General features: G+C 73.1%; 21 protein-coding genes. 10 read left to right on the forward strand and 11 right to left on the reverse strand.

What is annotated here, in order from left to right; all coding sequences use genetic code 11:
* Positions 1 to 168 precede the first annotated feature (168 nt).
* On the reverse strand, positions 169 to 1,380 hold the full coding sequence (locus tag ACWCPF_RS07500; RefSeq protein WP_451044017.1) for a flavin-containing monooxygenase: 1,212 nt from the start codon (positions 1,378 to 1,380) through the stop codon (positions 169 to 171).
* A 298-nt stretch (positions 1,381 to 1,678) separates the two neighbouring features.
* Positions 1,679 to 3,460 carry a subtype B tannase gene (locus ACWCPF_RS07505; RefSeq protein ID WP_451044018.1) on the reverse strand — a complete coding sequence of 594 codons (1,782 nt, stop codon included), beginning with the start codon at positions 3,458 to 3,460 and terminating at the stop codon, positions 1,679 to 1,681.
* Positions 3,461 to 3,730: 270 nt separating this feature from the next.
* On the opposite strand from ACWCPF_RS07505, the gene ACWCPF_RS07510 reads away from it, so the two are divergent.
* Genes ACWCPF_RS07510 through ACWCPF_RS07520 form a run of 3 tightly spaced genes read left to right on the forward strand, consistent with a single transcriptional unit; the run spans position 3,731 to position 5,767 of the window.
* The gene (locus tag ACWCPF_RS07510; protein ID WP_451044019.1) at positions 3,731 to 4,135 is read left to right on the forward strand and encodes a Zn-ribbon domain-containing OB-fold protein; all 405 of its coding nucleotides are present in this window, start codon (positions 3,731 to 3,733) and stop codon (positions 4,133 to 4,135) included.
* 24 nt (positions 4,136 to 4,159) lie between these two features.
* Complete coding sequence (locus ACWCPF_RS07515) at positions 4,160 to 4,777, forward strand: GNAT family N-acetyltransferase (protein WP_451044231.1); 618 nt, start codon at positions 4,160 to 4,162, stop codon at positions 4,775 to 4,777.
* Positions 4,778 to 4,819: 42 nt separating this feature from the next.
* Positions 4,820 to 5,767, forward strand: a complete 948-nt coding sequence (locus tag ACWCPF_RS07520) for a GNAT family N-acetyltransferase (RefSeq protein ID WP_451044020.1) — start codon at positions 4,820 to 4,822, stop codon at positions 5,765 to 5,767.
* 24 nt (positions 5,768 to 5,791) lie between these two features.
* Here the strand turns inward: ACWCPF_RS07520 and ACWCPF_RS07525 are convergent, their stop codons facing one another.
* The 3 genes from ACWCPF_RS07525 to ACWCPF_RS07535 form a co-directional block, all read right to left on the reverse strand.
* Positions 5,792 to 6,472, reverse strand: a complete 681-nt coding sequence (locus tag ACWCPF_RS07525) for a pyridoxine/pyridoxamine 5'-phosphate oxidase (protein WP_451044021.1) — start codon at positions 6,470 to 6,472, stop codon at positions 5,792 to 5,794.
* A 16-nt stretch (positions 6,473 to 6,488) separates the two neighbouring features.
* The gene (locus tag ACWCPF_RS07530; RefSeq protein WP_451044022.1) at positions 6,489 to 7,478 is read right to left on the reverse strand and encodes an expansin EXLX1 family cellulose-binding protein; all 990 of its coding nucleotides are present in this window, start codon (positions 7,476 to 7,478) and stop codon (positions 6,489 to 6,491) included.
* Positions 7,479 to 7,567: 89 nt separating this feature from the next.
* Positions 7,568 to 8,752, reverse strand: coding sequence for a thiolase C-terminal domain-containing protein (locus ACWCPF_RS07535; RefSeq protein WP_451044023.1), 1,185 nt, complete (start codon positions 8,750 to 8,752; stop codon positions 7,568 to 7,570).
* Positions 8,753 to 8,828: 76 nt separating this feature from the next.
* Here ACWCPF_RS07535 and ACWCPF_RS07540 point away from each other — a divergent pair, with 76 nt between their 5' ends.
* Both ACWCPF_RS07540 and ACWCPF_RS07545 read left to right on the forward strand, forming a co-directional pair.
* Positions 8,829 to 10,061, forward strand: coding sequence for an acyl-CoA dehydrogenase family protein (locus tag ACWCPF_RS07540; RefSeq protein ID WP_451044024.1), 1,233 nt, complete (start codon positions 8,829 to 8,831; stop codon positions 10,059 to 10,061).
* Positions 10,058 to 10,552, forward strand: a complete 495-nt coding sequence (locus ACWCPF_RS07545; RefSeq protein WP_451044025.1) for a nitroreductase/quinone reductase family protein — start codon at positions 10,058 to 10,060, stop codon at positions 10,550 to 10,552. The genes ACWCPF_RS07540 and ACWCPF_RS07545 overlap by 4 nt, the downstream gene beginning before the upstream one ends.
* 116 nt (positions 10,553 to 10,668) lie before the next feature.
* Here ACWCPF_RS07545 and ACWCPF_RS07550 read toward each other — a convergent pair whose 3' ends face one another.
* Positions 10,669 to 11,304, reverse strand: coding sequence for a TetR family transcriptional regulator (locus ACWCPF_RS07550; protein WP_307167621.1), 636 nt, complete (start codon positions 11,302 to 11,304; stop codon positions 10,669 to 10,671).
* 134 nt (positions 11,305 to 11,438) lie between these two features.
* Between ACWCPF_RS07550 and ACWCPF_RS07555 the strand changes: the two genes are divergently transcribed.
* From ACWCPF_RS07555 to ACWCPF_RS07570, 4 genes are all read left to right on the forward strand, one after another.
* Complete coding sequence (locus ACWCPF_RS07555; protein ID WP_451044026.1) at positions 11,439 to 12,161, forward strand: VOC family protein; 723 nt, start codon at positions 11,439 to 11,441, stop codon at positions 12,159 to 12,161.
* Positions 12,162 to 12,350: 189 nt separating this feature from the next.
* The gene (locus tag ACWCPF_RS07560) at positions 12,351 to 14,786 is read left to right on the forward strand and encodes an outer membrane protein assembly factor BamB family protein (RefSeq protein ID WP_451044027.1); all 2,436 of its coding nucleotides are present in this window, start codon (positions 12,351 to 12,353) and stop codon (positions 14,784 to 14,786) included.
* Between the two features lie 202 nt (positions 14,787 to 14,988).
* Entirely contained in the window at positions 14,989 to 15,432 is a 444-nt protein-coding gene (locus ACWCPF_RS07565) for an NUDIX hydrolase (RefSeq protein ID WP_451044028.1), read from the forward strand.
* Positions 15,433 to 15,763: 331 nt separating this feature from the next.
* Positions 15,764 to 16,657, forward strand: coding sequence for a hypothetical protein (locus ACWCPF_RS07570; RefSeq protein ID WP_451044029.1), 894 nt, complete (start codon positions 15,764 to 15,766; stop codon positions 16,655 to 16,657).
* A gap of 29 nt (positions 16,658 to 16,686) precedes the next feature.
* On the opposite strand, the gene ACWCPF_RS07575 is transcribed toward ACWCPF_RS07570, so the two are convergent.
* From ACWCPF_RS07575 to ACWCPF_RS07585, 3 genes are all read right to left on the reverse strand, one after another.
* Positions 16,687 to 17,460, reverse strand: coding sequence for an enoyl-CoA hydratase/isomerase family protein (locus tag ACWCPF_RS07575; protein ID WP_451044030.1), 774 nt, complete (start codon positions 17,458 to 17,460; stop codon positions 16,687 to 16,689).
* Positions 17,457 to 17,873: a Zn-ribbon domain-containing OB-fold protein gene (locus ACWCPF_RS07580; protein ID WP_451044031.1), complete on the reverse strand. Its 417-nt coding sequence runs from the start codon at positions 17,871 to 17,873 to the stop codon at positions 17,457 to 17,459. Before ACWCPF_RS07580 ends, ACWCPF_RS07575 begins: the two co-directional genes overlap by 4 nt.
* Before the next feature lie 106 nt (positions 17,874 to 17,979).
* Entirely contained in the window at positions 17,980 to 19,125 is a 1,146-nt protein-coding gene (locus ACWCPF_RS07585) for a lipid-transfer protein (RefSeq protein ID WP_451044032.1), read from the reverse strand.
* Positions 19,126 to 19,231: 106 nt separating this feature from the next.
* Here ACWCPF_RS07585 and ACWCPF_RS07590 point away from each other — a divergent pair, with 106 nt between their 5' ends.
* Complete coding sequence (locus ACWCPF_RS07590) at positions 19,232 to 20,827, forward strand: FadD3 family acyl-CoA ligase (RefSeq protein ID WP_451044033.1); 1,596 nt, start codon at positions 19,232 to 19,234, stop codon at positions 20,825 to 20,827.
* Positions 20,828 to 21,071: 244 nt separating this feature from the next.
* Here ACWCPF_RS07590 and ACWCPF_RS07595 read toward each other — a convergent pair whose 3' ends face one another.
* Both ACWCPF_RS07595 and ACWCPF_RS07600 read right to left on the reverse strand, forming a co-directional pair.
* A complete protein-coding gene (locus ACWCPF_RS07595; RefSeq protein ID WP_451044034.1) occupies positions 21,072 to 21,269 on the reverse strand; it encodes a hypothetical protein in 198 nt (65 codons plus the stop codon).
* Between the two features lie 207 nt (positions 21,270 to 21,476).
* Positions 21,477 to 24,467, reverse strand: coding sequence for an AfsR/SARP family transcriptional regulator (locus tag ACWCPF_RS07600; protein ID WP_451044035.1), 2,991 nt, complete (start codon positions 24,465 to 24,467; stop codon positions 21,477 to 21,479).
* Between the last annotated feature and the right edge of the window lie 174 nt (positions 24,468 to 24,641).

The following is a 24,641-nucleotide window of genomic DNA, read 5'->3' on the forward strand; positions in this document are numbered from 1 at the left end:
TACGTCCTCCGTAGAGAGGGGGCGGAGCGGGAAAGGTGAACAGGGCTCACATTCTGGCTCCGTGCGGGGGCGCACGACAACGCTCTCGCTACATCTCGCACCACATCTCTCGGACTTCTCTCGCGACGCCTGTCGTCACAGCCGTCACACGTGTAACAGGCAGCGGAATTACCGCAGTTGACGATCCGAGGCTTTGCGGACGGCCTTCGCGATCTTCTCCGCGTCGATCGCCAGCTCGCGGAGCGTGCCGCTGATGGGGGTGGTGAAGCCGGTGAAGTACAGGCCGGGGGCGCCCTTCGGAGTGCGCGCGCCGTGCGCGACGGGTCTGCCCCGGTCGTCGAGCACGCCGAGGTGGCCGACCAGGCCCTCCAGAGCGCGGACGTAGCCGGTGGCCGCGACGACGACGTCCGGCGTGATCCGGGAGCCGTCGGCGAGCACGACCTTCCCGCCGTCCTCGAAGCCCTCCACGGCGGCCACGATCTCCACCTTGCCCTTGCGCACGGCGTCGATGAGGCCGACGTCCTGCACCGGGATCGCGCCTTCCTTCACCCGGGAGTAGAGGCCGCTGTCGGGGCGCGGCAGGCCGTGCGCCGACAGATCGGGCACGCTCACCCTGGCCATCGGCCGCGCGAGCCGGTCGACCAGCCGCACCGGCAGCCGCCGTACGAGGACGGCCGTGTACTGCGCGGCCCACCCGGCCGTCGAACGGCGCACGATGTGCGGGGCCGTCCGCACGGACAGCCGCACCCGGGCCGCACCGCCCTCCACCAGGTCGACGGCGATCTCGGCGCCGGTGTTGCCGACGCCGACGACGAGGACGTCCCGGCCGGCGTGGTCCGTGCCGGTGCGGTAGTCGCGGGCGTGCGTGAGCGTCCCCGTGAACGCCTCGCGGCCGGGCCAGTCCGGCAGATACGGGGTGTGGTTGTAGCCGGTGGCGACGACCACCGCCGAGCCGGTCAGCTCACGGCCGCCGCTGGCGTGCAGCAGCCAGCCGACGCCGCCCTGGCCGCGCTCGATCCGGGAGACCTCGACGCCGGTGACGATCTCCAGCTCGTGCACCTCGGCGTACTTCTCCAGGTACCGCACCATGTCGTCGCGGGCCGCCCAACGCCCGAACCGGCGCGGCATCTTGAGCCCCGGGAGGGCGGAGAGCCGACGGGTGGTGTGCAGATGCAGCCGGTCGTAGTGGCCCCGCCAGGACGCGCCGACTCCGTCGGCCTTCTCCACGACGACCGCGCGGATGCCCTGGGCCCGCAGCGCGTACGCGGTGGCGAGTCCGCCGGGGCCGCCGCCGACGACGTAGACGGGGCGGTCGGCGGGGTTCGCGGTGGTGATCGCCTGCGAGGTCTGAGGGGTGGGGCGCGGTGCGGAGTCTTCCATGAGCGCGAGCGTAATCACGCGGGGGGTTGATGGGTCTCGGTCAAGAGGGGAATTGGTTGCGGATCGATCACGCGTGGGGGAGGAGTGGGTGGGACCGGTGACGTACCCCGCCCGGTTGTGCGGAAAGGGTGCGACGCCTGGCCCAGGTGCGCTCGGGCCAGGCGTCGCGTGCGAACGGCGTCGGTGACTATGACGGGAAACAGGCGCCGTCGCGGGCGGTGACGTCAGTGACTATGACGGGAAACGGACGCCGCCGCGTTCAGGATGCCTCCTGCCGGGCGGGGAGGCGGGCGGACTACTACTTCTTGACCTTGGTCTTGGCGTCGGTCTTGGACTCGGACTTGGACTTGGCCTGGTGGCCCGTGACCTCGGCGATCCAGGCGATGAAGTCACCCGGGTCGGTGTTGGCGCCGTGGCCCTCGTCCCAGTAGTAGAGGTGGTCGACGTCGTCGCCGAGGCCGTGCGCGGCGGCGGCGATGTTCGCGGAGACCGTGTGCGCGGTGTCGGAGTCCTTCGTGCCGAGGCGGATCCACCAGTGCTTGCTGCGGCCCGCGTTGGGCTTCTCGGCCAGGAAGTACATCGGGTTCATCAGCCGCAGCAGCTCGGGGATGTCGCTGTCGAGCCGGGTGGCGGTGAGCCCGGTGGTGTCGTTCTTCAGGCTGTACGCCGTGAAGTGACGGGCCGCGGTCGTGCCCGTGCCGAACTCGTTGTTCTCGCCCGTCGACAGGTCGAAGGCGTCGAAGGCCGGGGTGTCCTTCTTGCGGGCCCCGACGTGGGTGAGGAAGTCGGCCCAGGAGAAGGACGCTTTGCCGTTCTTCCAGGTGATGAAGGTGTTGGCGGCGAGGTAGGTCGCGCGGTCGGCGTCCGAGAGGGCCGCGAGGTAGGTGGTCGCGGACGGCTCCAGGTACTGCTCGACCAGGTACTCGTCGTAGTTGCGGGCGTTCAGCGTGCCGAAGCCGTTCAGGCCCTTCAGCTTCAGGCCGGCCTGGTACTCGGCGAACTGGGCCTGGAGCGCCTTCGACACCGTCTGGTCGACCTGGCTGCCGGTCTTGAGGGCGTTGGCGCCCCAGTTCCACTCGTAGGAGCCGTCGGCGTGCTCCAGGTCGGTGATCGGGCACCAGGCGCCGGTCGCGAAGATCGCGTCGGAGGCGTCGGCCGCGCCGAGCTCCTTGAGGTGCTTGGCGTAGAGCGGGCTGTCGCCGGACGCGCCGAGCAGCGCGGAGACGGCGCCGCCCGCGCTGGTGCCGGCGGAGACGATCCGGTCGGTGTCGCCGGGGATGCGGCCCTTGTTGGCCCGGATGTACCGCACGGCGGCCTTGAGGTCGACGATCACGGTGGGCGCCACGCCGTAGTACTCGCCGGCGGAGTTCACCAGCGTGCGGCCGCGCGCGCCGGGCTCGATGACGACATAGCCGGCGCCCAACGCCAGGTACTGGTTGGTGTTCAGGGCGCCGCCGTTGGCGTTGGTGTTGCCATTGGCACCGGGGGCCGCAGCGGAGGCGGAGGCGCTCGGCGCGGCGCTGGCGGAGGCGGAGGCGGAGGCGCTCGGCGCGGCGCTGGCGGAGGCGGAGGCGGAGGCGCTCGGCGCGGCGCTGGCGGAGGCGGAGGCGCTGGCGCTGGCGGAGGCGGTGCCGCCCGCACCGCCGCCCATGCCGCCGACCGGAGCGCCGGACGCGCCGACCCCGGTGGCCTCGGTGATCGTGGACGGCATGTAGCCGCCGACGGTGTTCGCGAGCAGGATCGGCGCGTCGCTCGCGTCGACCGCCACGCCGTCGATCTCGACCGGCACGCTGACGTTCAGGCTCTGGTATTTCTCGTCGACCGGCTCGGCGACATAGGTGATCGCCTTCCAGAAGTGGTACTTGACTTCGTGCTCGGTGCCGGCCGTGTCCGTGACGGTCGTGGTCAGCTCCGTGTAGCCGTCCGGGTCGAAGACCAGGGAGCCCGTGGCGGAGCCCGCGGCCGAGGACGTGTCGCTGGACGCCTGTGCGCCGAGGGCGATGCCGCCCACTGCCGCGACGCCGGCGGTGGCGCCGAGTCCCAGGACGACGGACCTGCGCTTGACTGCCCTGTGCTTCACGATGCTGCCTCTCGGACGTACGGCGTGGTGTCTGGCGTGCTGTCTGGCGTGGTGTCTGGCCTTACGGATGGCGAACGTAATTCGGGCCCGACAAAATCGTCAACAATATGCGGGACATTCACGGGCGACGCACAGCTTCATGGCGAACGCAAAGGAATCCCTCATGCGAAATACATGGGGTTCCCGGAAGGGTCCGTATGCACGGGGTTCCCGGAAGGGTTCGCATGCACGGGGTTCCCGGCAAGGTCCGTCTGACGTACCGTCAGATCTATGGACCTGCCCGAGGTGGACGCCTTCACCCGCACGTACTGGGACGCGGCCGCCGAGGGCCGCCTGCTGATCCGCCGCTGCAGCGCCTGCGCCCGGCCCCACCACTACCCCCGGGAGTTCTGCCCGCACTGCTGGAGCGAGGACGTCGCCTGGGAGGACGCGAGCGGCCGGGCCACCCTCTACACCTGGTCCGTCGTCCACCGCAACGACCTCCCGCCCTTCCGTGAGCGGACCCCGTACATCGCGGCGGTGGTGGACCTGGCGGAGGGCCCGCGGATGTCCACGGAGCTGATCGGCGTGCTCGGCGCGGCGGAGACCGACCTGCGGGCGGGAATGCGGCTGACGGTCGCCTTCCGGGAGGGCGTGCCGGTGTTCCGGGCGGCGGGGTACGGGTTGTCCGCGTGACGCGAGTGGTCCAATACTCGGATGATGGGCATCCACGAGTCCTCTCCCACACGGCCCGGCAAGGGCTTCGACGGCTTCGACGCTCTCGACGGGCACGGCCTTCGCCTTCGTTTCTGGGATCCGGAGTCCGCCGAGGACGTCGACGCATGGCTGCGGGCGCACGTCGAGCCGGAGTTCCAGCGCTGGAACACACCGCTGCGGACCATCACGGACACCGACAGCGCGCGGGAGTCGCTGCGGGCGAAGGCGACGGACGTGGCCGCGGGCGGCAGCGCGACCTTCTGTGTGACGGACGCGGCGGACGGCACGATCCTCGGCTCGGTCGCGGTGAACGCCATCGACCGGATCCAGAGCTCCGGCGTCGTCGGCTACTGGGTTCTGCCCGAGGCCCGCGGCGCGCGGGTGGCCACCCGGTCCCTGCTGCTCGCGGCGCGCTGGGCGTTCGACGAAGTCGGGCTGTACCGGCTGGAGTTGGGTCACGCCCTCGGGCACGAGGCCTCGTGCCGGGTCGCCGAGCGGTGCGGGTTCGCGTACGAGGGCACGCTGCGGGGCGCGATGTGGGAGGCGGGCCGCAGGGACGCCTACCGGGACGTCCACGGCCATGGCCGGCTGGCGGCGGACCCGGAGCCGCAGGCGCCGTAATTCGGCGGCGGCCGGGGCGGGCCCTGCGTGAGCATGAGGGGCATGAGCCCTGAAGACCCCCAAGCCCCCCACGACCCTCAAGCCCCCCACGACCCTGACGGCCCCCACGACCCCGATGACGCCGGCGGCTGGCAGCTCACTCGGGATCTCGACGGCTTCCTCGACCGGGCGGGCGGCTTCCTGGCCTCCCGCCCGGATCTGCACACGGTCGCGCTGACGGTGACGGCGGGCCTGCGGCGACGGGGGCTGCGGCTGTACGGGGACGAGGCCCCGTTCTTCGGCACGCTGACGGGGGCGGACGGCTCCGTGCGGGCCGCGTTCTTCCGGACGCCGCCCTACCCGATCAGCGTCACGCCCCTCGCCGGGGAGGACGCCGAGGCGCTTGCCGCGCGGCTGGCGTCCGCGGGCCACCGGCTGTCGGGAGTCGCGGCGGTGAGCGACACCGCGAGCGCCTTCGCGGCCGCCTGGCGGCGGCGGACGGGCGCCGAGACGGTCGACGACCCCGAGCACCAACGCCTCTACCGACTCGGCGAGTTGGTGTTCCCGGCCCCGCGTCCCCCGGGCGGCCCGCGCATCGCGACCACCGCCGACCGCGCCCTACTGGCGCGCTGGTACCGGGAGTTCTGCGTGAGCGTCGGCGAGGGCGGGCTCCAGGACGCCGACGCCTGGGCCGACGACCGTATCGCCTACGGCGGGATCACCCTCTGGGAGACCCCGGACGGCACCCCCGTCTCCATGGCCGGCGTCTCCCCGGAGGCGGCCGGTCAGGTGCGGGTGTTCCCCGTCTACACCCCGGCCGAGCTGCGCGGCCATGGCTATGCGGGCGCGGCGACGGCCGAGGTGAGCCGTGCCGCGCGGGCCGCCGGGGCGACGGAGGTCCTCCTCTTCACCGATCTGGCGAACCCGACGAGCAACGCCCTCTACCAGCGGATCGGCTACCGCCCGGTGGCGGACTTCGCGGTCCACGAGTTCGTCACGCGGGACGTGTGACTCACGCCCCGCGAGATCTGTGACTCACGGCCACAGCAGCTCCGTCGACCATCCGCCGTCGCCCTCCGCCGACGGCCTGCGGTAGGCCAGCCGTACGTGCCGACGCTGCGCGTCCCCCTGGAAGAACTCCACCTCCGTGGGGCGCAGGCGGTACAGGGTCCAGGTCGGGGACTCGGCCGCCGGGTCGCGCCGGGCTTCGTCCCAGGCCGCCTGCGACACCTGGGCCAGCTCCGCGAGTGAGCCGAGCGGCTCGCTCTGGCGGCCGGTCAGGGCCGCGGCCAGGGCGCCTGTCGAGCGGGCGTGCAGATCGGCCCGGGCGTACCTGGCAGGGGCGATCGTGACGGGGCCGCGGACGCGGACCTGGCGGGCCAGGACGGGCCAGTAGAAGGTGAGGGCCGCGTACGGGCGGGCGGCGAGCTGACGGCCCTTGCGGCTGGTGACATGGGTCGCGAAGGACCAGCCGTCGGCGATGTCCGCGCCGTGCAGCATGACGATCCGGGCGTCCGGGAGCCCGCTCTCGTCGGCGGTCGCGAGGGTCATCGTGTGGGGCTCCGGCTGGCCTGCCGCCACCGCCTGCGCGAACCACTGCGTGAACAGCCCCAGCGGCTCGGCGGGGGCCGTCGTCGGGTCGAAGGGCGGCAGCGTGGTCACCTCGGGGGCCCACACCCGCAGTGACGTCAGCAGCTCATGGAGGTCCGTTGCCATGCACCGAGTATCGCCGTCACCGCCGCGCGAACTGGACGCCCGTCGCCTGCACGGCCTCCGCGCGCACCGCGATCCCGTTCACCGTCAGCTGCTCCCCGTAGACGTCCGTCAGCCTGATCGGGCCGCCGCAGCCCGCGCCCGACTCGGACAGGAAGTAGTTGTACTCGGTGCGGGCGAGGCGGATCCATGCGCCGCCGCTGCGGACCTCCAGCCGGGCCAGCGGATTGCGGTGGCCGATGGCCTGGATGCCGCACCAGTACTGGGTGGAGCCGGTCTTGTAACGGATCGAGATCTTGTCGGACGTCGCCGGGCTCAGCAGGCTCCAGGTGATCGGGATCCGGCCGGCCGAGAGGGGCGCAAGCTTCGCGAAGGCCTGTCGGCTGAGGTCGATCTGGCCGGCCTCGCAGGGCGCCGGGCACTCGTTGGTGATCCGGACCGTGACCGACGCCCCGCCCGCCGCCCGGACCGACACATACGCGCCGCACGCCTTGGACGTCTCGTAGTCGGCGGTGTTCATCGCAGCGGTCATGACGTCGGAGGTCGGCCCGTACGAGCAGGCGCCGTCGCCGTCGCCGACGTCGTAGGAGGTGGCGACGCCCTGGTAGGCGGTCCCGGGCCGGATCCGCCCGGCCAGTGACGCCGTTCCGGACGCCGCCCGGGCGGCGGGCTCGCTAGAGGCAGCGGCCGGGTTCGAGGGCGAGGACGCGGCCGAGGGCCGCGCGGAGGTGGCCGCGGGAGCGGCCGTCGAGGTCCGGGACGCGGAGGGGGACGCGGACGCCGTGGCGGGCGTCGGCGACGCGGACGTCGGCGTCGCCGAGGTCGTCGGAGACCCGCTCGCCTGCCCGCCCGCGACGGACTCCGCCGAGTCCTCGCCCCCGCCTCCCGGCCGGAAGGCCACGACCAGGGACACGACGAGCGCGACGGCGGCCACGGCCGCGACGACCGCCGCGGGGACGGGAATCGCCCGGCGGTCGGGGCGGGAACGGCGGTGCGAGGAGGATGCCACGGTGAATCCTTACGCGGTTCGGCGGAGCCTGTCCGGGAAAGCTGCTGACTCCTGGTGGCCGCCGCGCCCGGAAAGGTTGCCGGGAGGCATCAAGCGCCCCGCCCCAGCACCACCGTCCCCGCGGAGCAGAACCAGCCGCCGGTTCCGGAGGCCACTCCCAGCCGGGGCAGTTCGCCGTCGCGTGCCCGCACCTGCCGGGCTCCCGCCTCCCCCCGCAGCTGCCGTACCGCTTCCACCAGGAGGAACAGGCCGCGCATGCCGGGGTGTTGGGCGGAGAGGCCGCCGCCGTCCGTGTTGACGGGGAGTTCGCCGCCCTCGACCCGCAGGCGGCCCTTCTCCACGAAGGCGCCGCCCTCGCCCTTCTCGCAGAAGCCGAGGTCTTCGAGGGTCACCAGAGTCATGTAGGTGAACGCGTCGTAGATCTCGGCGAAGTCCATCTCCTCGGGGCGCAGCCCCGCGCGCTCGAAGGCCAGGCGGCCGCTCACCGCCGCCGGGGAGACCGTGAAGTCCTCCCACTCCGTCAGGCTCGCGTGCGAGACGTGCTCGCCGGTGCCGAGGATCCACACGGGCGCGCTGCGGCAGTCCCGGACGTACTCCTCGGCCGCCAGGAGGATCGCCGCGCCGCCGTCGGAGCGCAGGCAGCAGTGCAGTTTCGTGAAGGGGTCGGCGATCATCGGGCCGGACAGGACGTCGTCCACGGTCACCGGGTCGCGGAACATCGCCTCGGGGTTCAGGGCGGCGTTCGCCCGCGCCTGGACCGCCACCTCCGCCAGCTGCGCGATCGTGGTGCCGTACTGGATCATGTGGCGGCGGGCGGCCATCGCGTACTTGGCGACCAGGGTGTGCCCGTAGGGGACCTCGAACTGGAGCGGACCGCGCCCGCCGAAGGCGAAGGTGCCGGTGCGGCGGCCGGCCCGGACGTCCGCGCGGGCCGTCGAGCCGTACGCCAGCAGGACGACGTCGGCGTGCCCGGCGGCGATCGCGTCGGCCGCGTGGGCCGCCATGACTTCCCAGGTCGCGCCGCCCACCGAGGTGGAGTCCACCCAGGTGGGGCGCAGGCCCAGGTACTCGGCGATCTCGGCGGGGGCGAGGGTGCCCGTGCCGGTGGAGGCGACGCCGTCCACGACGGACCGGTCCAGGCCCGCGTCCGCGAGGGCGCGGCGGGCCGCCTGGGCGTGCAGCGCGTACGGGGTCGCGTCGTCCAGCCGCCCGCAGTCGGAGAGCGCCACCCCGACCACGGCCACTTTTCTGCCCGCTGCGGTCCTGGCCGTCATGAAAGGCCACCTCCCTCTGTGCATCTCGTTCCCGGACTCCTAATATGACGGACCGTCAGATCCGGAGGGAAGTGCCATGAACCCCGACTTCACCGCCGAGCAGGACGGGATCCGCCGCGCCCTGCGCGAACTGCTCCACAAACGCTGCGGCCCCGAAGAGCTCCGCGCCGCCCTCGACACCGCCGGCGGCCACGACCCCGCCCTGTGGACCGCCCTCGCCGAGCAGCTGGGGCTGCCCGGACTCGCGCTCCCGGAGCAGTACGGCGGTGTCGGCTGCTCGCTCACCGAGCTCGCCCTGGCCGCCGAGGAGACCGGCCGGGCCCTCGCCCCCTCCCCGCTGCTCGCGACCGCCGTCCTCGCCGCGCCCCTGATCCTCGCGCTCGGCACCGACGCCCAGCGCGCCGACCTGCTGCCCCGGATCGCGGACGGCACGCTGACCGCCGCCCTCGCCGTGCCCGCCCCCGCCCTCGGCGCCGCCCTCGCCCTGACCGGCGAGAACGGCGGCGACTGGGCCGGCGGCGGCCGGGCGGGCGGTGTGCAGGCGCGGCGGGCGGGGGACGGCTGGCGGCTGTACGGGGAGGCCGTGCAGGTGCTCGACGGGCACAGCGCCGGGGCGCTGGTCGTCCCCGCGCACACCGGGGGGTTCGTACGGTCGCGCATCCTGCTGTACGTCGTCGCAGGGGACGCCGCCGGGGTCGTCCGCACAAGGCAGACCGCCCTGGATGCGACGCGGCCCCAGGGGCGGGTCCAACTGCGCGATGTGGAGGCCGGGTTGCTGGGCGGTCCGGCCGGTGAGGGAGTCGACGTCGGTGAAGTCCTGGCCCGGGTCGGGGACTTCGCCGCGGCCTTCCTCGCCGGTGAGACCGTCGGGGCCGCCGGCCGGATACTGGAGCGGACCGTCGAGTACCTCGGGCAGCGGCAGCAGTTCGGGCGGGTGATCGGGTCCTTCCAGGCGGTGCAGCACCGGCTGGCCGATGTGTATGTGCAGCTCCAGGCCGCCCGGTCCGCCGCCTACTACGCCGCCTGGGCGACCGGCGGGCAGGGCGGGCAGAGCGGGCAGAGCGGGCAGGATGCGCAGGGGGAGCGGGTCGGCGGGCTCGCCCTCGCGCAGGCGCTGGACGCCCTGCGGCGGGCCGCCGCCGAGGGCATCCAGCTGCACGGCGGCATCGGGTTCACCTGGGAGCACGAGGCCCAGCTCTACTTCAAGCGAGCCGCCGGAGACGAACTATTGTTCGGACCCGTGCATCGGCTGCGCGCCCACGCGGCCGACGCGGCCAGGCTCTTCGAACGGACGGAGGTGTCGGTGTGATCGGCGGCCGAGCGGCGCGCGCAGCCGTGCAGAAAGTGTCCTCGACGCGGGTCTTCGCGAAGGTCGCCCCGCATGTCATCCCCGCCCTCGACCGGGCCGTCCACCGTCTCACCCGGGGAAAGGTGCTGCTCAGCGCCCAGATGCTGCCCGGGGTCATTCTCACGGTCACCGGGGCGCGCAGCGGACAGCCGCGGCGGACGCCGCTGGCGTGCATGCCCGAGGAGGGCGGCGCGGAGGGTGGGACGAGCTGGATCCTCATCGGCTCCAACTTCGGCCGCACCGGGCACCCCGCCTGGACCGCCAACCTGCTCGCCCACCCCGACGCCGAGATCAGCTGGAAGGGCACGGACATCCCGGTGCGGGCCGTACTGCTGGCGGGGGAGGAGCGGGCCGCCGTCTGGAAGGCGCTGCTGGTGTTCTGGCCGCCGTACGCGACCTATCAGGCGCGGGTGGATCGGGAGATCCGGGTGTTCCGGATCAGTCCCGGCTGACGGTCGCCCCCACCGCGCGCGGCGGGCGGCGGTCCACCGGAGTGGACCGCCGCCCGGCAGACAGGACGTGGCCGTGGGACAACCGTGAAAGTGGGGCGCGTGCGGTGCGCGCGGGGCTACTTCGTCGGCTTCTTGCCGGTGATGCCCAGGTGCACCAACAGCGCCAGATTCGGCTTGAGTTCAGCCTGCTTGACGCCCCACGTCTGGAAACCCTTCTGGTGCGAGGCGACCGCCGCGAGCATCGCGACGAGCGCACCGGCCACCGCGGCCGGGTTCACGTCCTTGTCGACCTTGCCCTTGGACTGCAGCTCGGCGACCGCGTCCGAAAGGGAGTTGTTCACCGAATTGAGGATCTTCATGCGGAGTTTGTAGAAGCGTTTGTCGCCTTCCGCCGCGCCCAGGTCGACCACCCGCAGGATCGCGTCGTTCTTCCGCCAGAACTCCAGGAAGCCGTCCACGAGTTCCTGCGCCGTCTGCCAGCCCGCCTTGCCGACCCAGGACCGTCCGGCGACCAGACCGGTCAACTCCGCGCCCTCGGCGGCCATTTGCTCGGCGATCTCCAGGACGGCGCCTTCGACGTCCGGGAAGTACTGGTAGAAGGTCGCGGGTGAAGTGCCCGCCTTCCGGGCGACGTCGATGACCTTGACGTCCCGGTACGGAGAGGAGCTGAGCATCTCGCTGAGGCAGTCGAGCAGCTTCTGCCGCGTCGCCTGCCCGCGCCGACCGGCCACGCGGCCGTCGACGGTACGCACTTGTCCTGTCATGCCGTCAGCTTACCGAGGGGTGATCGGAGCGCGATTCGGCCGACTGCAAATGGGGTGCGAGGGGGTGCGGAGGCGGGTGTGCCTGGTCTGCGGCTTGCGTGCGGCACCGTTACTTTTGCAGCATGGCCGAAAACAGGGCATCGGTGTACGCAGAGGGCGTCCCCTGCTGGGTGGACGCGCAGCTCCCCGACGTGGACGCGGGCAAGCGGTTCTACGGGGAGCTCTTCGGGTGGGGTTTCGAGGAGGCGTACGGCTCCTCGGTGTGGGCCCGGCTCCAGGACGCTCCGGTGGCCGCGCTCGCCCACAAGACGGACGGCCGGATGCCCACCGTCTGGACGGTGTACTTCGCGACGCCGGACGCGCGCAAGACCGTCGGCCGCATCCGCAACGCCGGCGGGCAGGTCGTCATGGGGCCGCTGCCGGTCGGCGGGGCGGGCACCGCCGTGCTCGCCGCCGACCCCGAGGGCGCGGTCTTCGGCCTGTGGCAGCCGGCCGACCACCCCGGCTTCGGCGTGCGGCACCGCCCCGGCGCGTTCGCCTGGGCGCAGCTCTACGCCCGCGACACCGCGGCCGCCAACGCCTTCTACGGCCATCTCTTCCACGAGGCTCTGTTCGGGCCGGGCGCCGAACCCGACTTCGGGCGGGCGCCGGTGGGCGACGTCTTCCCGGACGTCATGCCGTCGCATTTCCTCGTGCACTTCGGCGTGGCGGACTGCGAGGCGGCCCTCGGCGCGGTGAGCCGGCTCGGCGGGCGGGTGCAGGCGGGTCCGTTCACCGCCTCGTACGGGACCGTGGCGGTCGTCACGGACAATCAGGGGGCGTCGTTCGCGCTTCTCCAGCGCTGACAGACGCCATATGCGTGCTGTATGCCCGCATATGAAGTGAGACACCCCGAATGCCCCCGGGTTCGCAACCAGCCGTCCGGCCAGGAAGAATCAGGGTGCGTGCCGTTATGGCGGTGCGGTGGGTGAGACGCTGCACGGGGCCGTGTACACAAGTGGGTGACGCGGCTCGTACGGGGAGGTGGCAGGCAAGTGGTGGATCAGCTGACGCAGCACGATCCTCGGCGGATCGGGCCGTTCGAGGTGCTGGGACGGCTGGGTGCCGGCGGCATGGGGCTGGTCTATCTCGCCCGCTCGGCCTCGGGCCGGCGCGTGGCGATCAAGACGGTCCGTACGGAGCTCGCCGAGGACCAGCTCTTCCGCGTGCGCTTCACGCGCGAGGTGGAGGCGGCGCGGGCGGTGTCCGGCTTCTACACGGCCGCCGTCGTCGACGCCGATCCGCGCGCCGCCGTGCCGTGGCTCGCCACCGCCTATGTCCCCGCGCCCTCCCTCGAGGAGATAGTGAACGACTGCGGGCCGCTCCCGGCCCAGGCGGTGCGCTGGCTGGCGGCGGGCGTGGCGGAGGCCCTCCAGTCCATCCACGGGGCGGGGCTGGTCCACCGTGACCTCAAACCGTCCAACGTGCTCGTCGTCGAGGACGGGCCGCGGGTGATCGACTTCGGTATCGCGTCCGGCGTTTCGAACACGCGTTTGACGATGACGAACGTCGCCGTCGGCACCCCCGCCTACATGTCCCCCGAGCAGGCGAAGGACTCGCGCAGTGTGACCGGCGCGAGCGACGTCTTCTCGCTGGGCTCGATGCTGGTCTTCGCCGCCACCGGCCACCCGCCCTTCCACGGCGCCAACCCGGTCGAGACGGTCTTCATGCTGCTGCGCGAGGGCCCGGACCTGGAAGGCCTCCCGGACGAACTCCGGCCGCTCATCGAGTCCTGTATGCAGATGGAGGCCACGGGCCGCCCCAACCCGGCCGACCTCCAGGCCCAGCTCGCGCCCCACCTCTTCGGCTCCGGCTCCGACGACAGCGGCACGGCGTCGGCGTGGCTGCCCGAGAAGGCCGTCACCCTCATCGAGACCCGCCGCGGCGGCCGCCCGGCGCTGCCGGCGCCGCCCAGCCCGCGCAGCCCAGGCGGCCACGCAGGCCATGGCGGCCACGGCGGCGGTGGTGCGGGCGGTGGCGGCGGTGTGGGCATGGCCCGGCCGGCCCTGCCGCCCGCCCTGCCGCCCGTGCCGCCCCCGCCGCCGCACGCCCCCGTGGTCCTCACCCGTCCGCCGTCGTCCGTCGCCGTCGGCGCGCCCGACGTCGGTCCCGTCCGGCTGGCGGGCGCGGCCGTCCCGATCGGTCCCGGTCCGCGCGTCGCCGACGTCCGCGCCACGGCCGCGGTGAAGGTGCCGGTGGCCGAGCCCGGCCTGGTCGCCAGCTGGGCCCGCCCGCAACCCGGCGTCAACGGCGCCGACACCGCCCTCCCGTCCCCGCAGACCGTGCCCTCGGAGACCCCGGCGGGCTGGCGGCCGTGGCGGTTCCGCATGTCGAACGATGTGTGGGGCACCCCCTCGGTCGCCGGGGACCTCGTCTACGTCACCTCCTTCGAGGTGCACGCCCTGGACGTGGCCACCGGTCGCCGTCGCTTCAAGACGCGTGACGTGGCCTGGTCGATGGCGGTCGCGGACGGCCGTGTGCACGCCTCCGACGGCCCCACCCTGTTCGCCCTGGACGCCCGCGAGGGCGGCGACCTGTGGCGGCTGTCCACGGACGCCTGGGTGTACTCGCTCAAGGCCGAGCGCGGCACGGTCGTCACCGGCACGCGCGGCGGCGGCGTCCAGGCCTGGGAGGCCTCGGGCGGCCAGAAGCTCTGGGAGATCACCGGCTGCCAGACCGACTTCGAGTCCCCGGAGGCCGGCCCGGTGCTCCACGAGGGCACGGTCTACGTCTGGCAGGACGCCCGGCTGAGAGCCCTGGACGCCCGCACCGGCGAGGAACGCTGGTCCTACCCGATCGGCGACATGGCCTCCTGCGGCGGCGTCCCGGTCCGCGTCACCCCCGCCCCCGACGGCTACGTCTACCTCTCGGCCGGCACCCGCGTCCTCGCCGTGGACATCGCGAGCGGCATGGTCCGCTGGCACTTCGAGGCCCCGGCCGTCTTCCTCTCCCCGCCGGCCTTCGTCCACGGCCCGGCCGTGACCGGCGGTGGCGTCTACCTCGCCGACTACCTCGGCACGGTGTACGCCATCGACGCCACCGACGGCCGCGACCGCTGGCGCATCGCCACGGAGGCGCGGTCCTCCGTCGACCCGGTGCTGGTGGCCGCCGGCCATGTCCACGTGGGCAGCGGCAAGGGCCTGTACACCCTGGACGCGGTCACCGGCACCCCGAAGTGGCGCTTCCAGGCGGGCGGCGACATCGTGGGCGCCCCGGCCGTCGCCGAGGGCCGCATCCACTTCGGCTCCACCGACCACCTGCTCTACACCCTGAAGGCCGACGACGGCCGCCTGCGCTGGAAACTGGCGACCGGCGGCGAGATCACCGGCTCCCCGGTGGTCCGCGACGGCGTCGTGTACGCCTGCAGCAAGGACCGCTGCGTATACGCACTGGACGCGGAAAAAGGCACAGGCACAGCAAGAACGACGTAACACTCACCCATTCGGCCCCGGGACGACCTCCGTTCCGGGGCCGCGGAAAAGCCGGGGCGAACGACTCTCTCAGCGGCCGGCGCGGATTATCAGGTCGGTCGGACGCCGATGTCCTTCAGGGCCACGGCTGCGCTGCAGTCCGGCGAATTGATCTGCCGATAGCGTCGGTTGCCTCACCCGCCCGTCCGACCCCCCAAGGAACATGAGCGGACAACCGGCACAGCCCGTCATCGACACTCACGTCATCCTCCGCGATGGCGACAGGATTCTTCTCTCGCAGCGGGGCGGCCCTTACGGTCACGGTCGATGGCACATGCCGTCGGGGAAGCTCGACCAGGGCGAGTCCCTTCCCGACGGCGCCGCTCGGGAGTTGTACGAGGAGACCGGAGTCACCGTCGCCCCGGCTCACCTGCGCCTGGTCCACACCGTGCACCATCGGCAGGACGCGAGGGTGGAGCGGATCGGGTTCTTCTTCGAGGCCACCGAATGGGAGGGGCAGCCGGTCAACAAGGAGCCCGAGAAATGCCTCGCCCTCGAGTGGTTCACCGTGCACGACCTGCCCGACGACATCATCGAGTATCCGGCGGTCGGCCTGCGCGGCTACCTCGGCGGCGACAGCCCTCTCACGGAACACGGCTGGCAGTAGACCGACGCCGCATTCTGGCCGGCCCCTGTTCCCTTTGCCCTACCGCACGAGAGATGGTCAAGGGAGCAGCACGTCTGGCCATCGCCTTGCCGGACTCTTGTCCGCGAGGGTCCGGCGGGTCGCTGACCTCCTGAAAGAACCGGGGGAAAGAACTCCCCGCCCACCCACCCTCCCCGGCCGCGAAGCCCGCGTCACCCGTACGAGTGACCGGCTTGCAGGCGCGGGATGCGGACGGTTACGTTCGCCGCGACAACCGCAAACAGATACGGCCCCCGGCCGGGACTGGCATCCCGAACGAGGGCCTGACCTATCAGGAAGCTAGACCTTCCCAATGGCTGAATCGCAGTCTAACGCGCCCCTGCGCGCCGCCGCCGGAACTCCGACCACCGGCGTGATCCACGTCCGCACTCGCCTGACGTCCGAGTTCACCGTGATCTCCAACGCCCTCGTCCAGCGGCGCGGCAGCGCGGTCACGGTCGGCGTCGCGGCGTACATCTCCTCCCTGCCCGACGGCACCCCCGTGACCATCACCGCCCTGTGCGAGCACTTCAGCGAGGGCGAGATCCTGATCTCGCGTGCGCTCAGGGAGTTGGAGGCGGCCGGGTACCTGGAGCGCCGCCGCGAGCGAACGCCCATCGGGCAGGTCCGTACCCGAACGTACTTTTACGACGTCCCCGGCGGCGGCTCGGATCCGGAGGGGCCGCCGAGCCCGCCGAGCCCGCCGAAGTCGCCCAAGCCGCCCAAGCCGCCCCGGCCCCGTGAGCAGCCTGCCGACGCAACGCCGGAAACGACGCGCACGCAGGTCGCCGAGCCCGCGACGCCGACCCCGCTTGCCGACGCCGATCCGCAGGCCGTCGCCGTACTCGCCGCCCTGCGCCGGGTCGATCCGCGTCTGCTGCTGTCCGAGCGGGAGGCTGCCCGGCTGGCTCCCGCCGTGGCACGGTGGCTCGCGGCGGGTGTGGGAGCACACCGGATCACCGAAGTGCTCACCGCGAACCTCCCCGACCGCCTCCTCGGCCGCCCGGCGGGCATTCTCGCCTTCAGGCTGCGGGAAACGCCCCTGCCCGCGCCGCCCCTGCCTCCAGCGCCGCAGATCAGCGAGCGAGCGGCCGGGCTGCCTTTCCAGAACTGCGACGGCTGTGAGCGCGCCATCCGCGCACCCCAGCCCGGACTCTGCCGGGAATGTCGGTCGAGGGCGTCCAGAGGTCTTCGCGCGGCCTGCTGAGCCGCGCGCCTGGCCGTGACGGGGCGGAGTCAGCGGGTTCGGGGCTTCGTTGGCGAGCGGGCCGTGAACAGGTCCGTCTGCTCCTCCGTGGGCAGGTTGCCCAGGGAGATCAGGTGGGGGGCCTGGGCCCAGCCTGCCGCCCGGGTTGCTTCCTTTGCCGTCCACAGGGCCCGGACCGTGCCCTGGACGCCGGTGGGCGGGTAGCCGGCGATGACGGTCGCGCAGGCTGTCGCGGCCGCCAACGCGCCGCCCGGCTCGGTGACTTCGCTGACCAGGCCGATCTCGTACGCGCGCCGGGCGGAGATCCGTTCCGCCGTGCCCATGAGCATCATGCGGGCGACCTCGCCGTACGGCATCCGCTGGGCCAGCAGCACCGACTCGTACGCGCTGACCATGCCGTACGTGGTGTGGGGGTCGAAGAACTCGGCGTCGGCCCCGGCGACGACGAACTCGGACTCCCCGAGCAGGTAGAAGGCCCCGCCGCAGGCCATCCCCTCCACGGCGGCGACGACCGGCTTCCACAGGTCGTTCGCCTTGGGGCCGACGGTGAGCAGCGGATCGTCCTGCATGTAGGGCGAGTCGGGCTGGGGGACCACGGCGTCGCGGTCCAGGCCGGTGGAGAACGCCCGGCCGCCGGCCCCGGTGAGGACCACCGCGCGGACGGTGTCGTCGAAGCGCAACTCCCGCCAGAGTGACGTGAGTTCGGCGACCGTCGGCAGGTCGATCGCGTTGAGTCGCGCCGGGCGGTCGAGGGTGACCACTGCGACCCCGGTGTCCTTGTCGGCGGCGAGGCGCACGGTCATGGGCGCTCCAGGATCCACTGGGGGAGACCGGCGTCGGTGAAGACCGCCTGCACCCGGGCGCCGATGCGGACGCGGTCGGGGGAGACCGAGTCGAGGGGGGCGCCGGGTTCCGTCACCAGGTTGCCCACCAGGCGGATCCGGGGCGTCTCGGCCAGCTCGACGAGGATCACGTTGTAGGGGGCCTGCGCCGCGTACTCCGGCAGGAGGGGCGGGTGCGGGACCACGTAGGACCAGATGCGGCCGCGGCCGGAGGTCGGACGCCACTCGCTCGCGAAGGACCGGCAGTGCGGGCAGCAGGGGCGGGGCGGGAAGCGGGGTTCGCCGCAGTCGGCGCAGGCCTGGACGCGGAGCTCGCCCTGGGCCGCGTACCGCCAGAAGGAGGCGCCGTCGGCGTCGGGCACGGGGGTCAGCATCGCGGATTCAACTCCCTCGGATTCTGCGTCGGTTCGGTACCTCGGTCGGTTCGTCGGTCGGTACCTCGGTCGATACCTCGGTCGGCTCTTCCGGTCGGTTCCTCGGTCAGTTGCGCAGCAGCAGGGCCGATGTCGGGACGCCCTCGCCCGCCGTGACCAGGCAGGTCGCGGCGTCCGGGACCTGGGCGGTGCTCGTCCCGCGCAGTTGCTTGACCCCCTCGTTGATCAGGTTGAACCCGTGGACGTAGGCCTCGCTGAGGCCGCCCCCGCCGGTGTTGAGGGGCAGCCGTCCGCCGGTCTCCAGGGCGCCGCCCTCGGTGAACGCGCCGCCCTCGCCCCGGCCGCAGAAGCCGTAGCCCTCCAGGGAGAGCGGGACAAGGGGGGTGAAGGCGTCGTAGATCTGGGCGACGTCGACGTCGTGCGGGGTGAAGTCGGCGTGTTTCCACAGGTGTCGGGCCGCCGCCCAGGCGGGGCCGGTGAGCGGGTCCTCGTTCCAGTAGTTGACCATGCCGTGGTGCTGGGCGGGCAGGCCCTGGGCGGCGGAGTGGACGTAGACGGGACGGCGGCGGCAGTCGCGCGCCCGCTCCGCCGACACGATCACGCAGGCCAGCGCCCCGTCCGTCTCCAGGCAGTTGTCGTAGAGGCAGAGCGGCTCGCTGATCCAGCGCGCGGTCATGTACATCTCGCGGGTCAGCGGACGGTCGTACATGATCGCCGCCGGGTTCTGGTTGGCCCGGTTGCGGCAGGCGAGGGCGACGTTGAAGAGGTGGTCGCGGGTCGTGCCGTACTCGTGCATGTGGCGGCGGGCGAGCATCGCTATCTCGTCGGCCGGCCGGAGGAGTCCGAAGGGGCGGGTCCACTGGGCCGGGGTGGGCAGCTGGACGGCCGTGTTGGTCCACGGGCGGGGCCCGCTGCCGCGCTTGCGGGACCGCCAGGCGACCCCGACCGTGGCCTGACCCGCGGCGATGGCGGCGGCCAGGTGTGCGACGGTGGCGCAGGACCCGCCGCCGCCGAAGCCGACCTTGCTGAAGAAGGTCAGGTCGCCGAAGCCGACGGCCTTGGCCAGCTCGACCTCGTCGGTCTCCTCCATGGTGTAGGAGGCGAGGGCGTCGACCTCGCCCGGGGCGATCCCGGCGTCGTCGAGAGCGGCCAGGACGGCCCGGCAGGCGAGGGTCTTCTCGTCGTCGGGGAGGTGCTTGGCGAACGGCGTCTGGCCGATGCCGACGACGGCCGTGGCGTCCTTCAGGGTCACGCTGCACGCACCTCCGTATGGGGAAATGGCGGCTGACAACAGGCGGCTGACAGTCCGTCAGGTTACAGCTAATCTGACGGGTAGTCAGCTAGTGGGGAGGCCGGTCGTGCGCGGTGACGTGGAGTGGGGAACGATCCCCGGCCTGGTGAGCCGGGCGGCCGAGCGGTACGCCGACACCGAGGCGGTGGTGGAGGGCCGCACGAGGATCTCGTACGCGGAACTCGGCGCCCGGGTGGAGCGGGCGGCGGCGGCCTGTCTGGCCAACGGGGTCGGGCCGGGGGACCGGGTCGGCATCTGGGCCCCGAACTCGCTCGACTGGATGGTCGCGGCGCTGGGCGCCGTCTCGGCGGGGGCGGTGCTGGTGCCGGTCAACACGCGCTTCAAGGGCGTCGAGGCGGCGGACGTGCTGCGCAGGAGCGGCGCACGGCTGCTGTTCGTGACGGGCACGTTCCTGGGGACGTCGTACGTGGCGTCGCTGCGGCGCGCGGCCGGCGTGGACGGGGGCGGGAACGGCGGCGGCGCGGGGCCGCTGCCGGGGCTGCCGGACCTGGCGGACGTGGTCGTCCTGTCGGACGACGCGCCCGCCGACTTCCGCACCTGGAAGGACTTCCTGGCGAGCGGGGAGGGCGTGGGGCGGGCGGAGGTCCGCGAGCGGGCGGACGCGGTGCGCGGCGAGTGGCCGTCGGACATCGTCTTCACCTCGGGCACCACGGGCCGCCCCAAGGGCGCGGTGATCACGCACGCGCAGACGCTGCGGGCCTACGAGGCGTGGTGCGATCTGGCCGGGCTGCGCCAGGGCGACCGCTACCTCATCGTCAACCCCTTCTTCCACACCTTCGGCTACAAGGCCGGCGTGATCGCCTCGCTGATGCGGGGCGCGACGATGATCCCGCAGCCGGTGTTCAACGTGGACACGGTCCTGGCGAACGTGGCGGCGGAGCGGGTGTCGGTGCTGCCCGGCCCGCCGACGCTCCACCAGTCCCTCCTGGACCACGCCTCCCGCGACAAGCACGACCTGTCGGCGCTGCGGCTGGTGGTCACGGGCGCGGCGGTCGTGCCGCTGCGGCTCGTCGAGCGCCTGCGGGGCGAACTGGGCGTGGAGACGGTCCTCACGGCGTACGGCCTCTCCGAGGCGAGCGGCGTCGTGACGATGTGCCGCCGCGGCGACGACCCGACGCTCATCGCCGCCACCTCGGGCCGCGCGATCCCCGGCACCGAGGTACGGGTGGACGCGGCTCCCGGCGAGCCCGGGGAGGTCCTCGTCCGGGGCTTCAACGTCATGGGCGGCTACTACGAGGACGCGGCGGCCACGGCGGAGGTGCTGACCGCCGACGGCTGGCTGCGCACCGGCGACGTGGGCGTCCTCGACGCGGCCGGCAACCTGCGCATCACCGACCGGCTGAAGGACATGTTCATCGTCGGCGGCTTCAACGCCTACCCGGCGGAGATAGAGCAACTCCTCGGCCTGCACCCGGACGTGGCCGACGTCGCCGTCATCGGCGTCCCGGACGCCCGCCTCGGCGAGGTCGGCAAGGCGTACGTGGTCCGGCGCCGGGGCGCCCACTCGACGGCCGACGACCTGATCGCCTGGGCCCGCCGGGAGATGGCGAACTACAAGGTGCCGCGCGCGGTCGAGTTCGTCCCGGAACTGCCCCGCAACGCGAGCGGGAAGGTCGTGAAAGGGGAGCTGCGGGCGCGCTGAGCCGCGGATCGCGGCCCCGGACGCACCTCGGCCGCGGCGGCTCCCCTCTGTGCCGCCGCGGCCGATCCCCGTCGAAGTGCTGCTCGGTTCCGCTCAGTTCCGCTCAAGCGCTCCGCTGGGGGTGCCGCGATCTGCCGTCGTTCCGCTGCGGCGCCGTCGTGGCTGGTCGCGCCCGCGCGGCGGAGCCGCATATGTCAGCGCCCCGCGCCCCTTCAGGGCGCTGCCGAACCGCAGCCGATTTTGCTCAGTTGCCGCCCAGGTCCAGGGCGGGCGGGGCCGGCATCGCGTTGTTCAGGGCGATGATCTGGTCGTCCTGGGTGGCGGGCTCGCTCGGCATCGCGTTGTTGAGCGCGATGATCTGGTCGTCCTGGGTGGCCGGCTCCTTGGGCATCGCGTTGTTCTTCGGAGAGACAGTCGCGTTCGTCGTCTGGTCGTCGCTCATGATCCTTCAGTTCCTCTGCTGTGGTGACGAGTCAGGAACGCCCGTCCGGAAGCTCCCCCGAGGGCTTCCGGACGAGCGTTCGGAGCCGCACATTAGCCGTAGGGCTCCTGGCCGGACCGTCTGCCCCCCGACGCGACGGTCTGACTCCGGAAACAGTGCCCGGCGGCGATAAACAAACGCTGAACGCCCGCCCCGCGCCTGGGGCGTTCAGCCCGCGGACGCCGGCGCCAGGAGCGAGCGTACGACGTGGGCCTCCGGGGCGGCGCTCTGTTCGAAGAGGTTGAGCGCCTCGCGCCAGCAGGCCTTGGCCCGGTCCGCCTGGCCCAGCCCGGCGAGGGTGCGGCCCAGCAGCGTCAGGACGTTGCCCCGCATGCGGTCGCCGCCGATGACCCCCAGGGTGAGCGCCACCTCGGCGTGCTGGGCCGCCTGCGCGGGCCGTCGCGCGGCCAGGTGCACCTGTGCGATGCGGAAGTTGGTCACGCCCTCCCACAGCCGCTGCCGGTGCTCCTTGAAGATGCGCAGGGCGTCGGCGAACTCGTCGAGCGCCTCGCCGTACCGGTCGGCCTGGGTCAGCGCGACCCCCAGCGCGAAGTGGCTGTTGGCGAGGCGCACCGACCCGCCGATCTCACTGTGCGCCGCGAGGCCGCGGCGGGCGATCTCGACGGCCTTGGCGGTGTCGCCCATCCCCAGGTACGCGCGGGACAGATTGCCCAGGGCGGTGGCCTCGAAGGGCCGGTTCTGCGCCGCCCGGAGGCCTTCGAGGGCCTGGTCGAAGAACACCTTGCCGTCGGCGAACCGCTCCTGGTGCAGGCAGATCAGTCCCCGGTTGTTGGCCACCCAGCTGACGGCGGTGGCGTCCCGCGCGTTCCCGGCGAGCTCCATGGCGACCCGGGCCTCGTCCTCCGCCTCCTCGATGCGGCCGGAGACCAGCAGGACGTCGCTGAGGACGGTCCGGGCCCTGCCCTCCGCCCGTTCGTCGACCATGGCCCGGGTGGCGTCACAGGTGGCCCGCGCGGTCATCTCGTACTGGTACGAGCTGGCTCCCGACTCGGTCAGGTCCTTGGCCGCCCAGAGCAGATCGACGGCCCTGCGCAGCCGCTCCGTGCCGGCGGCCTGCCGGACGCAGGCCAGCAGCGGCCCCGCCTCGGTGTACAGCCAGTCGAGGGCGGTCGCCCCCTCGGTGAGGCACAGCCCCGGGTACCGGGTGGGCTCCAGGTGGTCGACGAGCCGGTCCATGGGGTGCTCGATCTCGTACACCTGTGCGGTCGTCGCCAGGTAGAAGTCCAGCAGCCGCGACAGCGCCGCCTCCCGCTCGCCGGGCGGCGACTCGTCTCGCTCCGCGCACGCACGCGCGTAGAGGCGGACGAGATCGTGGAACCGGTAGCGGCCGGGGGCCGCCGACTCCAGCAGGGAGGTGTCCACGAGGGACTCCAGCAGGTCCTCGGTGTCCTCGGCCGACAGGTCCAGGACGGCCGCGGCCGCCGCCAGCGAGATGTCCGGGCCGTCCGCCAGGCCCAGCAGCCGGAACGCCCGCGCCTGGGCCCGCTCCAGCTGGCCGTAGCCCAGCTCGAAGGTGGCCTTCACGGCCAGGTCGCCGGCCTGGAGTTCGTCCAGGCGGCGGCGCTCGTCGGCGAGCTTCGTGGCCAGGACGGACACGGTCCAGGTGCGGCGGGCCGCGAGCCGGGACGCGGCGATGCGGATCGCCAGCGGCAGGAAGCCGCAGGCCGCCACCACGTCCAGGGCCGCCTCCCGCTCCGCGGCCACCCGCTCCTCGCCCACGATCCTGGTGAACAGGGCCAGCGCCTCGTCCGGGGACATGACGTCCAGGTCGACGAGGTGCGCGCCCGCCAGGTCCACCATCCGCCCCCGCGCGGTGACCAGCGCCGCGCAGCCCTCGGTGCCCGGCAGCAGCGGGCGCACCTGGGCCGCGTCCTTGGCGTTGTCCAGCAGTACGAGGACTCGGCGGCCGTCCAGGAGCGAGCGGTACAGCGCGGCGCGCTCCGCCAGGGAGTCGGGGATCGCCGAGTCGGCCGTGCCCAGGGCCCGCAGGAACGACCCGAGGACCGTCTCCGGCTCCGCGGCCCGCGGGCCCGCGCCCTGGAGGTCCACGTACAACTGCCCGTCGGGGAAAGCCGAACGGGCCTGGTGGGCCACGTGCACGGCGAGGGTCGTCTTGCCCACGCCGCCGATGCCGGCCACCGCCGACACCGCCATCACCCGCCCGCCCCGGCCGCTACGGCTTCCGTCGGCCCCGGTGCCCGCGAGCACCTCGCCGAGCTCGGTCACCAAGGATGCGCGGCCGGTGAAGTCGGGCACGGTCGCCGGGAGTTGCGCCGGACGGACCCGCACCACCGCGGGCCCCGCGACCGGCTCCGTCGGCTCCGCGAGCTCCGGGTCGGCCTGAAGAATGCGGCGCTGCAACTCGCGCAGCCCGGCGCGCGGATCCACCCCCAGCTCCTCCGCCAGCAGCCGCCGGGTGTCCGCGTACACCGCGAGCGCCTCCGCCTGCCGGCCGCCCCGGTACAGCGCCAGCATCAGCAGCTCGCGCAGCCGTTCGCGCAGCGGGTGCGCCGCGGTGAGCGCCGTGAGCTCGGAGACCGCCTCGGCGTGGCAGCCCTGCTCCAGGTCCAGGTCCAGGCGGGATTCGAGGAGGCCGAGCCGCCACTCCTCCAGGCGGACGCGCTGCGCCTCCGCGTACGGCCCGGGCACGCCGGCGAGCACCTCGCCGTCCCACAGGCCCAGGGCGCGGTTCAGCACCTCCCGGGCCCGGGCCGGATCCCCGGCCGCCTTGGCCTTCTCGGCCTCCGCCGCCCACTCCTGCGCCACCGTCAGGTCCAGCGCTTCCGGGCCCAGCCCGCGCACCGCGTACCCGCCGGACTCGCTCACCAGGACGCCCGGGTCCAGCACCTTGCGCAGCCGCGAGGCATAGGTGCGCACCGCCGCCAGCGCCTGCAGCGGCGGATCCTGGCCCCACAGCGCGTCGATCAGCTCGGCGGCCGTCGCCGTACGGCCCTCCCGCAGCAACAGGGCTGCGAGCAGGGCGCGTTGCTGGGGGGAGCCGACGGCCAACTGGTCGTCGCCGCGGTGTGCGCGCACCGGGCCGAGCACGGCGAAGCGCAGCGCCGCCGGCTCCGCGGGGGAGCCGGGACGCCTCTGCTCCGGCACTCGCGGTCCGCCGTGTCTTCCACGGTCGTCCATCAAGGCTCCCCCTAGGCATCCGAACTACTAGGTCAGTTTGCCCTGTCCATGCCGGAGTCGTCAGCCTCCCCGGGAGGTGCGCGGGAGTCCGCACGGCCCCGCACAGCCGGCGCGCAGCGCGTGCGCGGCGCGTGGGCGGCGGCCGGGCCTCGGCCGGGCGCACATCGTCACAGA

This window comes from Streptomyces sp. NPDC001858 (assembly GCF_053594615.1).